Raw genomic sequence first — 11,840 nt, 5'->3', positions numbered from 1 at the left:
AAGAAATGGCTTCCCGGAGGCGATACCCGGACAATCAACCATTTCACGCCATACCCCACCTTCATGGACCACGGCGCCGGTTGCGTACTGACCGATGTCGACGGCAACGATTATCTCGACTTCTACAACAACATGAGCGCGACCGTGCACGGCCATTGCCATCCCGTGCTGCTCGCGGCAGCGGCAGAACAAATCGGCAAGAGCTCCGCCCTCGGCACACCCGTGCAAGTGCAGGCCCGGCACGCGGCCATGGTGTGCGAGCGCGTCCCGTCGATCGATAAAGTGCGGTATTGCAATTCGGGCACCGAGGCGACCATGCTCACCCTACGGGCCGCGCGTGCGTTCACCGGCCGTGATGTCATCGTCAAGATCGACGGCGGCTACCACGGACTGCACGACGACGCGCAGATCAACATGTTCACGGGCATGACCGACCCGACGTATCCGCAGGAAGGCCTGCCGGAGTCCTTCCCGCCTGCCCAGCCTGCGCGCGGGGTGCCCAAGACGCGGATGCGCGAGGTGATGCTGCTGCCGTACAACGATCTGGCAGCGGCGCGGGAACTGTTGGCTCTGCACGCCGAGCGGATCGCCGCGATCATCGTGGAGCCGATGATGGGTGCGGCGGGCGGTATTCCCGGCGACGTCGCATATCTGCGTGGCCTGCGTGAACTCACCACCGCTCATGACGTGCTGCTCATCTTCGACGAGTGCGCCACCTTCCGGATGGGGCCGCTGCAACGTCGCTACGACATCACACCGGATCTCACCTCGCTCAGCAAGATCATCGGCGGCGGCTTCCCGCTGGGCGCCTTCGGCGGTCGCGAGGACATCATGGCCCAGTTCGACCCCACCCGACCCGGTCACGTCTATCACGCGGGCGCGTTCGGTGGGAACAATATGAGTCTGGCCGTCGGGCTGGCCGCGCTCGACACCTACGGCCCCGCCGAAGTGGAGCAGCTCAACGCGAAAGGCGAGCGGCTGATCCGGGACCTCCCGGAAGCGGCACGCCGGGCGGGCGTGCGACTGCAGATGACCGGCATCGGGTCCCTGATGCACCTGCACTGGGGCCACGGGCCGATCAACAACCCGCAGGATGCGCTGGCCCGCCGCGCAGGCTTGGCGGAACTGCCAGAGTTGTTTCACCTCGCGCTGCTCAACCGCGGTGTGTACACGGCGCGCCGTGGCTTGTTCGCCCTGTCCACCCCGATGACCGACCACCACATCGAGACGTTCATCGACGCTGTGCACGACGTGCTGCTCGAGCTCAGACCCTACATCAGCACACACATTCCGCACCTGCTCGTCGAGAACGCGGGACACTGATATGGACCCGATCGAGTGGGGCGTCGCCGCCGCGGCGGCTCACATCAAACGAGGTTCGGTATCCGCGATGGAATATTCCCGGGCGCTTCTTGATCGTATCGACGGACATCGCGCACTCGGCGCCTTCATCACCGTACGCGAGGAAGCGGTGCTCGCCGCTGCTGAACAAGCCGACGCAGCGCGATCGAGCGGTGCGGTACTCGGACCGTTGCACGGCGTGCCGCTCGCCATCAAGGACAACATCGACACCGCCGACCTACCCACCACCGGTGGCACGCCCGCCCTGCGCGAGCACCAGCCGGCCGCCGACGCCGACGTGGTGCGCCGACTGCGGGATGCCGGAGCGCTGGTGTTGGGCAAAACCAACCTGCACGAGCTGGCTTACGGCATGACCAGCAATAACGGTTCTTACGGCCCGGTGGCCAATCCGTACCGGCCGGACCGGATAGCGGGCGGCAGTAGCGGAGGCACTGCCGCCGCGGTTGCCGCCCGGTTGGCGCCCGCCGGATTGGGCACCGACACCGGCGGTTCGGTGCGGATGCCCGCGAGCCTGTGCGGCGTGGTCGGCTTCCGCCCCACCGTGGGTCGCTACTCGCAGCGGGGCCTCATTCTGGTGTCCGGCACCCGCGATACAGTCGGACCGTTGGCCAGGACCGTCGAGGATGTGCGGCTGCTGGATTCGGTCCTGAGCGGGGTTCCCGAGCCGCAGGACAGCGCGTCCGCGCCGGTGCGGCTCGGCGTCGTGCGCCGTCCCTTCGTCGAGGGACTTGCCTCCGACCTGGCGGAGTGTTTCGAACGACGCACGGCTCAGCTCGCTGCCGCCGGGATCGAGATCGTAGAGCTGGAATTTCCCGCGCACACCGGCGACCTCATCGCCAAAGCGGGTTTCCCGATTGCCTTCTACGAGACACCCATAGAGCTGCAGAACTACCTGACGACGGGCAATGTCGCATTGTCGTTGCCCGAACTCGTCGCGCACTGCGGAAGCCCTGATGTCGCACAGCTCCTCACCGGACTTTTGGGCACGGACGCGATCTCGCCCGACGACTACACCGCCGCGATGACGCGCTATCGGCCCGAGTTGGACGCGCTGGTGCGCACCAGCCTGGCCACGCACCAGCTCGACGCGCTGCTGTGGCCGACCACGCCGGTCACCGCGGCGCCGATCGGGGCCGACGAGGTGGAGTTGGGCGGCGAGCTGGTTTCGGCGTTTCTCGCCTACAGCCGCACCACCAACCTCGGCAGCATTCTCGGTTGGCCCGGCGTCAGTGTGCCCGCGGGACTGGACAGCGCTGGGCTGCCGATAGGGATCGCGCTGGACGGACCACCCGGCAGCGACAGCCGTTTGCTGCGGATCGCCCGCACCTGTGAGCAGCTGTTCGGACCGCTGCCGATGCCGCGAGCGGCCTCGGTTTCCGGCGGGGGGCCTGATGATTCCCTATCGTGAGGTGATCGCGGGTCCCGAGTTACGCACCAGGTTCCCCGACACCGAACTCGTGTCCGAATACCTGGCAGCGGGCAGCCCGGCCGGTGAGCTCATCTATCTGGGTTTCGGCGAAACGTGGACCAGGACCGCGCCGGGCTTGACCGCGGGATTGGCCGCGCTGCCGACGCACACACACGGATACGTGATCTCTCAGTACGGTCTGCCCCGCCTGCAACACATCCTGCGTTCATATATCACTCGCACGCACGGACTCGCGTCCGAATTCGCCCGGGATTACGAAGTCGCGGTGACCGCGGGTGGCACGAGAAACGCAATGTTCGACTTCGGCCGGATGCTGCGCGCCGACGGCGTCGCCACGGTGCTCGCGCCGATGCCCGGCTGGGACTATGCCGGGGTTTTCGGGCCGCTCGGCTACCGGATGCGCTATTTCCCGTTGGACACGGGCCAGCCCGTCACCACCGACCTCGCGATGGACGACAACACGCTGCTGGTGATCAACGCCCAGCACAATCCCACCGGCGCCAACTGGCGGCCCGAACTCGTCCGCCAGTTGCTCGAAACGGCGCGGGCGGCCGGCGCGGCGATCTTGTTGGACGATGCGTACTTCGGAGTCCACAATCCAGAACAGACACCGACATCCGCCCTGCGCCTGCTGTTGGCGGAGGCCCCCGAGTCGCGCTGGCTGGCCGTTCGGTCGTTGGGAAAGCAATTCCATTGCAGCGGTTGGGGAATAGGCGCGGCAACCGCGCATCCCCACACGCTCGACGCGTTGGTCAACCAGTGGCAGTTTCAGCGGAGTTTCGCCAGCGCCATTCCTCTTCAGGAGGCGATGGCCAACTGGCTCTCCGATCCGGCGTCCGAGCGCTACCTCGCCGAACAGGGGCGGGAATACACCGAAAAGCGGTCCGCCGTGCATGATTCGCTGTGCACCGAACTCGGCTATCCGGCGGGCCTTGCGCAAGTCGGGGAGTTCGCGCCGTTCGCGCACGTGCCGCTGCCCCGGGCGCAGCGGCACGGTTCGGTGGCGCAGTTCCGCCGCGAATGCCTGCGGCAGGCGGGCGTGCTGGTCGGGGTCGATCGGTGGGACGCCGAGAACAGCGACCGATCACCGTGCTACCGGCTGTATTTGGGACCGCCACTCCCGGTGATCACCGAGGCGATCACCCGGATGAGTAAGGCAGGCCATGGATACTGACCTGGCCCAGCTGACCTACGCCGATTACCTGCACCTGGACCAGGTGCTCGGCGCGCAACAACCACGCACCGATCCCGAACAGCACGACGAGATGATGTTCATCGTCTGCCATCAGGTCACCGAACTGTGGCTCAAACTGTTGTTGCACGAGCTGTCCGCGGTCCGGGAAGCATTCCGTGCGGACACCCCGGGGCTGCCCACCTTGTCCCGCGCCAACCGGGTGCTGTTGCGGCTGAACGATCAATGGGCTGTATTGGACACGTTGTTGCCCAACGCCTTTCACCTGCTACGGCCCTATCTGGGCCGGGCGTCCGGCCTGTATTCGAAGCAGTATCGGGATCTGGAGTTCCTGCTCGGAAAGCGGCACCCCGGCTGGCGCAATTTCGCAGCCCGCTATGCCACCGAGCCGAGCCTGTTCGACGAGCTGATTCGTTATCTGCACCGGCGCGGCCACGCCGTGCCCGAGCACTATCTGGAACGAGACTGGAGTCGACGCCGAGAATCCACACCTGAACTGTTCCAGATGTTCCAACGAATTCAGGCCGCCGACCAAGGTGTCGAGCATCAGATCGCTACACATCTCGTTGCCATCGATGGGCACCTGCGGGAATGGCGGCGGCGTCATCTCCAGATCGTGCGGAAGCATCTCGACAGCACCCCGGGCACCGCGGGCACCTCGGGCGCACGCTATCTCGAAGCCACCATCGATGACGTGTTCTTCCCCGAACTGATTCAGCCACGGGATGATTGACCAGCTTTTCATCGCCGACGCGGCGTGGCTCGGCGCGGACACCCTCGCCGGGCCCACCGCGGTAGGCGTGTGCGGCGACGAGATCAGCTGGGTCGGCCCGCCCGCCGCCGCCCCGCCCGCCATGCCACCAACGCGCATCGACGGGATACTGCTGCCCGGTCTCACCGACCACCACGTGCACACAGCCCTGGTCGACCCCGCCGAACTCCTGACGGCCGGAGTGACCACCCTGGTCGATCTCGGCGGCATACCCGACATCCTCTGGCCCCTGGTCGAGCGTTCTCACCATGAGCCTCGACTGCCGCGAATCCGCGCGGCGGGACCCTTCCTCACCTCGCCTGGCGGTTATCCCACCCAACAGGATTGGGCGCCTCCCGGGATCGCGCTCGAAGTCGGCGATCCGCATTCAGCCGCCGAGGCCGTCGAATCACTACTCCCCCATCGGCCGGTAACGATCAAAGTCGCCCTCAATTCCGAGGCAGGCCCGGTCATCGATGACGCAACCCTCTACACAATCGTTCGCGCGGCCACCGCCCACCGCATTCCGGTCACCGCTCATACCCAGGGGATCGGCCAAACCCTTCGGGCGTATCGGGCCGGGGTGCGGGTGCTCGCGCACACGCCGTGGACGGAAACTCTCGCGGACGACCTGATCAACGACCTCGCCGGCAGCACAACGATTATTTCCACCCTCGACATCCACGGCTGGGGAACACCTACCCGTGACCGAGAGACCGCCTTGCACAATCTCCGCCGTTTCCATGCCGCAGGCGGCATGGTCCGTTATGGCACCGACCTGGGCAATGGTCCATTACCGCGGTCGGTCAACGCCCGAGAAGTCGCCGCCCTCGCCGAAGCCGGGCTGAACCCCACCGACATCCTGCGCGCGATCACCAACTCACCTCTGCGCCGCGGCGTCACCGCGGACCTGACCGCCGTCCCCACCGATCCGACTACGGATCCCGTGGCGCTGAGCCAGGCCATCACGGTCCGCAAGGCTGCTTGCCAGTAGCCCGGGCCGATCCTGCCGGCGCTTGCCCAGGCCGCCGAAGCCTTCGGCGACCTCGGGTAGCAAGCGCGTACACCTCGGCGTCGTCAGTGCAACAAAACACGCCCACCGCTGCTGCGCGCGGCTGGTCGAGGGCAATGTCGAGGACGGGATGCTTTGCGGCAGATCAGGGTACATCTGTCGAGCTGCGCTCGGCGCAGCTTGCATAACGGCCGACTGTGTATTCCTAGGAACTGCCTCAGTGGCCTGTCGGTTTCGATCGAGTGCCACTTAACGTCGATCCGGCACGCTTCGAACAACTTTCGCGGTTCATCTCGGTTCAGCCCGATGCGTTGCGAGGAAGGTTTCTCCTGTGCGACGAGTGGACAAGACCACCCGGTCCGAGCTGGCCGAACAGTTGAACCGAGCGGTCGGCCGAACTGGCAGGCCGCTCAGCGGGTGATCGGCTTCCTCGACGGCCGCTCGGAAAGCGTCGGCGAGTCGAGAAGCCGCGTTGTACTCCGGCAGTCGAACTTGCCGCCCCCCGAGCTACAGTCACGCATCCTGGCACCAGACGGATCCCTGGTGGCCCCGGGTCGACTTCTTGTGGCCCGAGTCAGGAGTCATCGGTGAATTCGGGTGTTCGGTGGTGACAGAGGGTGTTCGGCCGTGTTTCGTGGACTTCATCGAGCCGCGGCCGCGCTTTGGCGAGAGGGTCACGGTCGGGTGTCGGCCTCGTCACGACGGTGACTATGCGGGGCGAGCCGGGGGGTTTGGACAGTTGGCGATGCTAGCTTCGCGCTGCTCCACCAATGAAGCCGATCGACAGGGAGGTTTGGTAGTGGGAAACGGATCTGTTCGAGCCGTCGTATCGATTGTCGCGGTCGCTGCCGGTGCGCTGGCGGTAGGGATTGCCGCACTGCCCGCGACGAGTGAAACGGCCAGCGGCACTGTCGCATATCTCGCGCAGAAGGACGACTCCGGTCAAGTGTCCGACGAGGGTGGTAAGGGCGGCGGAAGTGGTGCTGAGGAGGGCAAAGGGAAAGGCAAGGGCAAAGGGAAAGGCAAGGGGAAAGGCAAAGGAAAAGGCGGCGACGAGTAGCTCCCAGCCCAGGGAGGCGACAAGGAGGCTCAGTCCAGAGCACAGTCGGACCACGCGGTTCTGTCCGATCGTGCTCCGATAGCGGCTGATTCGGCAGTCGAATCGATGACGTACAGCTGAGCGGCATGTCTGCCCGACCTGCCGCTCGGCAGTACGGGATCAGTGGGACAGCCGCTCGATGATGGTGACGTTGGCGGTGCCGCCACCCTCGCAGATGGTCAGCAGTCCGTAGCGCCCGTTGATCCGCTCCAGTTCGTTGAGCAGCGTCGCGAAAAGCTTGGCGCCGGTGGCACCGAGGGGGTGGCCGAGGGCGATCGCGCCGCCGTTCACGTTCACGCGCTCCGGGTCGGCGCCGGTCTCCTGCAACCAGGCCAGCACAACCGGCGCGAACGCCTCGTTGATCTCCACTACGTCGATGTCGTCGATGGTGAGTCCGGTCTTCTCCAGCGCCCATTTGGTCGCCGGAATCGGCGCGGAGAGCATGAAGATCGGGTCGGCGCCCCGCGCGCTCACGTGATGGATGCGCGCCCGCGGCGTCAAACCGTATTCCCGCACCGCCCACTCCGAGGCGAGCAGCGTCGCGCTGGCGCCGTCCGAAATCTGGCTCGCCACAGCGGCGGTCAGCGGACTGCCCTCGGCAAGTGCCGGCAGTGTGGCCATCTTCTCCAGGCTGGTCTCGCGTGGGCCCTGGTCGATCCAGAAGTCGCCTACCGGCACGATCTCGTTGTCGAAGCGGCCGTTCTTGATGGCGTCGCGCGCCCGCTCGTGGCTGCGCAGCGCCCAGCGCTCCATATCCGCCCTGCTGATGCCCCATTTCTCGGCGATGAGCTGAGCGCCGCGGAACTGCGACACCGCACCGGTGCCGTAGCGGTGGTCCCAGCCCTGCGCGCCGACGAACGGCGACTCGAAGCCGTATTCCTTGCCCGCGAGCATGGCCGCGGAGATCGGGATGGCGCTCATGTTCTGCACGCCGCCCGCGACGATCACCTCGGCGGTGCCGCTCATGATGGCCTGCGCGCCGAAATTGATGGCCTGCTGACTGGATCCGCACTGCCGGTCGACCGTGACGCCGGGAACCTCTTCGGGGTAGCCCGCGGTCAGCCACATCGTGCGGCCGATGTTGCCCGCCTGCGGCCCCACGTTGTCGACGCAACCTACGACGACGTCGTCCACGTTTCCCGGACCGATCGGTGTGCGGTCCAACAGACCGCGCAGCGCAGCCGCACCGAGGTCGGCCGGGTGCACGCCTGCCAGTGCGCCGCCGCGCTTGCCGACCGGGGTGCGTACCGCATCGATCACGTAGGCGTCCCGCAGTGGGGTGTAAGGGCGACGAGATACGGAAGGTGCTGACATGTAAGGACTCCTACATGGTGCGCTCGGGGACGGTGAGCCCGTCGAGGACGATGGTCAGGTACTGCTTGGCGAGGTTGTCGACGGTGATGGCACCACCTGGCCGGTACCACCGCACCGCGACCCACACTGTGTCGCGCAGGAACCGGTAGGCCAGTTCGACGTCGAGTTCCGGCCGGAAACTGCCGTCCTCGACGCCGTTGGTCAACACCCGGTGCCAGAGTTCGCGGAACTCGCGGTTGTAGTCGGCGATGTAGGTGAACCGCTCCGCGGTGCGCAGACGCTTGGCCTCGGCCTGGTAGATCGCCACCGCGGCGTGCCAGCGGTTGAACGACTCGTAGGACGCGAGCACCAAGGCTTCCAGAGTGTCTCGCGAACTCGAGCCGGAGGAGACGATCTCGCGGTAGCGGCCGAACAGGTCGTCCAGGAAGCCGCGCAGGATCTCGTCCACCATCGATTCCTTCGAATCGAAGTGATGGTAGAGGCTGCCCGACAGGATTCCGGCCGCATCGGCGATGTCGCGCACCGTGGTGGCGCGCAGTCCTCGCTCGGCAAACAGCTCGGCCGCCAGTGCGAGCAGTTCGTTGCGCCGTGCTGATTTCGAGGCGTCTGGTGCGGTCACCTGGCTCATAGTACAACCAAGCATTTGCTTGGTCGAGTGGACAGGTGCGGTGACTCAGCGCGCCGAGTAGCGCAGCGGCGACGAGACCGACAGGTCGGCGAGCAGCCGATCACATATCGCCACGGGTGACACGCCGGCCCTGGCCATCCGCGTCACGAGTGCGAGACGACGCTCGCAGCTGTCCCATTCGACGGTGAGCTCGCCGCGGCCGGGTCCGGCGTCCACCGTGGCCATCACCCGCGGCGGGCCATAGCGCACCGGCTCCTCGATCAGCTCGAGCAGCATGCCGCGCTGCCAGGCGCGATAGGTGTCCATGTCCGCGGCGAGCACCAGCTTGTCGGTGGCGGCGCACAGACCGCGCGCGACCTCGTCCGCGAAGGCCACCCGGTCGAAACGGAACTTCCGGCACTTCGCGACGACCGCGAGCAGATCCGCGCGGACCTCGCACAGCAACGCGTTCTGGCGTTGTCTGCGCCGATCCTCTTCGATTTCGGAAGTGTCGAATTCGGAGCTCAGCCCGATGCGTCTGGCACGCTCCCGATCGCGGGCCAGATCGGCGCGCAGCGCGCCGCGCGGGTCGCGGGCGACCTCGCCTTCGTCGACGGCGTGATCCTCGAGAATCTGCGCGGCACGCATGGCGGTCGCGCATTCGGAGGTGTGCTCGATGAGCTCGGCTCCGAGCGTGAGTGCCGAAAGTATCAAGCTGTCCAGCCGCCGTCTGGCCAGCACGACTTCGCGCACCAATTCGAGTTCCAATTGTTCGCGGGCAGGTGGGCGATCCAGGCCCATAGCCATCGCCCCCTTGGCAAGTGCGAGATTAGACCCCACCCAGCATGGCACACCCGGTGAGTCGACGCGTCATCGTTTTCGCACCTTGATCAGCCGCCCACTCAGGGGGCCGAACAGGCGCGAACACCGCGGCGCCGCAGACCAGGCATTCCCCACAGCGATCGGCCCGAACTCAACCACTCGGCCCGACCCCGCAGCGAGACCGAGCACTGTACGTTCGCGGCGCCGTAGGCGCTGCAAAAACAAACACAGCGGCTCAGGCGCGTTGACTGCTGACCGAGACCACCTCGCCGGTCAGGTAGGAGGTGTAGTCGCTGGCCAGCATCGCGATCGTCGCGGCGACCTCCCACGGCTCGGCCGCGCGACCGAATGCCTCGCGCTCGGACAACCGGTCGAGCAATTCGGTCGAGCTGACCTTGTCCAGAAAGGCGTGCCTGGCGATACTCGGCGCCACCGCGTTGATCCGGACGCCGAGTTCGGCGGCCTCGACCGCGCTGCACCTGGTCAGCGCCATCACGCCGGCCTTGGCCGCGGCGTAGTGCGCCTGGCCGTGCTGCGCGCGCCAGCCGAGCACGCTGGCATTGTTCACGATCACGCCGCCGTGGCCGGCGTCGCGGAAGTAGCCGAGCGCGGCGCGGGTGCAGCGGAAGGTGCCAGTCAAAGTGATGTCCAGGACGCGGTCCCACTGCTCGTCGGTCATGTCGACCACCGGCGTCTCGCCGCCGAGCCCGGCGTTGTTGACCATGATGTCGATCCGGCCGATGGCCTCGGCCGCGCCGCGCACCAGCGCGTCGACCTGCTCGGTGCTCTGCACGTCGCACGCGATCGAGGCGACCCGCCGGTTCGGGAACTCGGCGGCCAGCTCGGTCGCGGTCTCCGCGAGACGCCGCTCGTGCCAATCGGAGACGACCACGTCAGCGCCTTCGGCGAGCAGCCTGCGCGCGGTGGCCGAGCCGATGCCGGTGCCGGCGGCGGCGGTGATCACAGCGGCGCGTCCGGTCAGGAGGCTGTGCCCCGGAACGGGCGCGGGGGCAACCGACAGCGGCCCCGTCACGGGCGCGCCTCGCGCGGCAGGCCGAGCACGCGCTCGGCGATGATATTGCGCTGCACTTCGTTCGAACCTCCGTAGATGGTGTCGGCGCGGGTGAACAGATACAGCCGCTGCCATTCGTCGAGATCGTCCTCGCCCGCCACCAACCCTCGCGCGCCGAGCACAGCCATGGCCAGCTCGCCGAGGCCGCGATGCCAGTTGGCCCACAACAGTTTCGCCACCGACGCCTGGCCGCCCCCATCGTCCACGCCCGCGCCCTCCATGGTGCGCATCGCGTGCGCACGCAGAACCCGCAGCCCGACCCAGGCCCGGTCGATCCGGTCGGCGATCAACGGATCGTCGGCCGCGCCGGTGCGACGGGCCAGCGCCTCGATATCGGCCAGCTCACGTGCGAACCGAATCTGCTGGCCGAGCGTGGAGATACCCCGCTCGAAGGTCAGTGTGCCCATCGCGATGCGCCAGCCGTCGCCTGGCTCGCCGACCACCAGGTCGGCCGCGGTGCGCGCATTGTCGAAGAAGACCTCGTTGAACTCCGAAGTGCCGGTCAGCTGGATGATCGGGCGCACGTCGATGCCCGGCTGTTTCATCGGGACTAGCAGGTAGGACAGGCCCTTGTGCCTGGTGGACCCACGTTCGGTGCGGGCGACGACGAAGCACCAGTCCGCGACGTGCGCCAGCGAGGTCCAGATCTTCTGCCCGTTGATCGACCACTCGGCGCCGTCCAGGTGCGCCGCGGTGCTGATCGCGGCCAGATCCGAACCCGCTCCCGGTTCCGAGTAGCCCTGGCACCACAGCTCGGTGACCGCGCGGATGCCCGGCAGGAACCGGTCCTTCTGCGCTCGGGTGCCGAAGGCGAGCAAGGTGGGCCCGAGCAGTTCCTCGCCGACGTGCGAGACCCGCGCGGGCGCGTCGGCCTTGGCGTACTCCTCGTGGAAGATCACCTGCTGGCGCATAGTCGCCGCGCGGCCGCCGTACTCCTTCGGCCAGCCGAGGCAGGTCCACCCCGCCGCGGCCAGGTGCCGATCCCAGGCGAGGCGCTCGTCGAAGGCCTCGTGCTCTCGGCCGGGACCGCCGAGGCCGCGCAGCTCGCGGAATTCTCCGTCGAGGTTCTCCGCGAGCCACTCGCGCACCTCGGTGGCGAATTGTGCGTCTTGCGCAGCGGAAAACCGCCCGTCCGGCGCGGCGGTGTCGGATTCTGAGGTCTGGATAGCACCCACGCCGG

At 67.1% G+C, this 11,840-nt stretch carries 11 protein-coding genes; 6 read left to right on the top strand and 5 right to left on the bottom strand.

Annotated elements, in window-relative coordinates:
* Positions 1 to 63: 63 nt before the first annotated feature.
* From OHB12_RS27435 to OHB12_RS27410, 6 genes are all read left to right on the top strand, one after another.
* Positions 64 to 1,323 (top strand): aspartate aminotransferase family protein, encoded by a 1,260-nt coding sequence (locus OHB12_RS27435; RefSeq protein ID WP_327112033.1) that lies wholly within the window; start codon positions 64 to 66, stop codon positions 1,321 to 1,323.
* A 1-nt stretch (position 1,324) separates the two neighbouring features.
* The gene (gene iaaH, locus OHB12_RS27430; RefSeq protein WP_327112031.1) at positions 1,325 to 2,770 is read left to right on the top strand and encodes an indoleacetamide hydrolase; all 1,446 of its coding nucleotides are present in this window, start codon (positions 1,325 to 1,327) and stop codon (positions 2,768 to 2,770) included.
* Positions 2,754 to 3,965 (top strand): pyridoxal phosphate-dependent aminotransferase, encoded by a 1,212-nt coding sequence (locus OHB12_RS27425; RefSeq protein ID WP_327112029.1) that lies wholly within the window; start codon positions 2,754 to 2,756, stop codon positions 3,963 to 3,965. The genes iaaH and OHB12_RS27425 overlap by 17 nt, the downstream gene beginning before the upstream one ends.
* Positions 3,955 to 4,716 (top strand): tryptophan 2,3-dioxygenase family protein, encoded by a 762-nt coding sequence (locus OHB12_RS27420; RefSeq protein ID WP_327112027.1) that lies wholly within the window; start codon positions 3,955 to 3,957, stop codon positions 4,714 to 4,716. Before OHB12_RS27425 ends, OHB12_RS27420 begins: the two co-directional genes overlap by 11 nt.
* Complete coding sequence (locus tag OHB12_RS27415; protein WP_327112025.1) at positions 4,709 to 5,728, top strand: amidohydrolase family protein; 1,020 nt, start codon at positions 4,709 to 4,711, stop codon at positions 5,726 to 5,728. The genes OHB12_RS27420 and OHB12_RS27415 overlap by 8 nt, the downstream gene beginning before the upstream one ends.
* 817 nt (positions 5,729 to 6,545) lie before the next feature.
* Positions 6,546 to 6,806: a hypothetical protein gene (locus tag OHB12_RS27410; protein ID WP_327112023.1), complete on the top strand. Its 261-nt coding sequence runs from the start codon at positions 6,546 to 6,548 to the stop codon at positions 6,804 to 6,806.
* A 159-nt stretch (positions 6,807 to 6,965) separates the two neighbouring features.
* Here the strand turns inward: OHB12_RS27410 and OHB12_RS27405 are convergent, their stop codons facing one another.
* From OHB12_RS27405 to OHB12_RS27385, 5 genes are all read right to left on the bottom strand, one after another.
* A complete protein-coding gene (locus tag OHB12_RS27405) occupies positions 6,966 to 8,159 on the bottom strand; it encodes an acetyl-CoA C-acetyltransferase (protein WP_442799863.1) in 1,194 nt (397 codons plus the stop codon).
* A 10-nt stretch (positions 8,160 to 8,169) separates the two neighbouring features.
* A complete protein-coding gene (locus OHB12_RS27400; RefSeq protein ID WP_327112021.1) occupies positions 8,170 to 8,787 on the bottom strand; it encodes a TetR/AcrR family transcriptional regulator in 618 nt (205 codons plus the stop codon).
* A 45-nt stretch (positions 8,788 to 8,832) separates the two neighbouring features.
* The gene (locus tag OHB12_RS27395) at positions 8,833 to 9,567 is read right to left on the bottom strand and encodes a hypothetical protein (RefSeq protein ID WP_327112019.1); all 735 of its coding nucleotides are present in this window, start codon (positions 9,565 to 9,567) and stop codon (positions 8,833 to 8,835) included.
* A gap of 256 nt (positions 9,568 to 9,823) precedes the next feature.
* Positions 9,824 to 10,621 (bottom strand): SDR family oxidoreductase, encoded by a 798-nt coding sequence (locus OHB12_RS27390; RefSeq protein WP_327112017.1) that lies wholly within the window; start codon positions 10,619 to 10,621, stop codon positions 9,824 to 9,826.
* Positions 10,618 to 11,826 carry an acyl-CoA dehydrogenase family protein gene (locus OHB12_RS27385; protein ID WP_442800142.1) on the bottom strand — a complete coding sequence of 403 codons (1,209 nt, stop codon included), beginning with the start codon at positions 11,824 to 11,826 and terminating at the stop codon, positions 10,618 to 10,620. The genes OHB12_RS27390 and OHB12_RS27385 overlap by 4 nt, the downstream gene beginning before the upstream one ends.
* Positions 11,827 to 11,840 lie beyond the last annotated feature (14 nt).

The organism is Nocardia sp. NBC_01730, assembly GCF_035920445.1.
Lineage (GTDB): Bacteria > Actinomycetota > Actinomycetes > Mycobacteriales > Mycobacteriaceae > Nocardia.
The sequence above is the reverse complement of the archived record's forward strand: the minus strand, read 5'-3'. Positions and strand labels throughout refer to the sequence as shown.

Bases quoted from the DNA above. Each gene is read 5' to 3' on its own strand.
- iaaH (WP_327112031.1), top strand. From the start codon at position 1,325: ATGGACCCGATCGAGTGGGGCGTCGCCGCCGCGGCGGCTCACATCAAA.
- OHB12_RS27435 (WP_327112033.1), top strand. From the start codon at position 64: ATGGACCACGGCGCCGGTTGCGTACTGACCGATGTCGACGGCAACGAT.
- OHB12_RS27405 (WP_442799863.1), bottom strand. From the start codon at position 8,159: ATGTCAGCACCTTCCGTATCTCGTCGCCCTTACACCCCACTGCGGGAC.
- OHB12_RS27415 (WP_327112025.1), top strand. From the start codon at position 4,709: ATGATTGACCAGCTTTTCATCGCCGACGCGGCGTGGCTCGGCGCGGAC.
- OHB12_RS27395 (WP_327112019.1), bottom strand. From the start codon at position 9,567: ATGGGCCTGGATCGCCCACCTGCCCGCGAACAATTGGAACTCGAATTG.
- OHB12_RS27425 (WP_327112029.1), top strand. From the start codon at position 2,754: ATGATTCCCTATCGTGAGGTGATCGCGGGTCCCGAGTTACGCACCAGG.
- OHB12_RS27420 (WP_327112027.1), top strand. From the start codon at position 3,955: ATGGATACTGACCTGGCCCAGCTGACCTACGCCGATTACCTGCACCTG.
- OHB12_RS27400 (WP_327112021.1), bottom strand. From the start codon at position 8,787: ATGAGCCAGGTGACCGCACCAGACGCCTCGAAATCAGCACGGCGCAAC.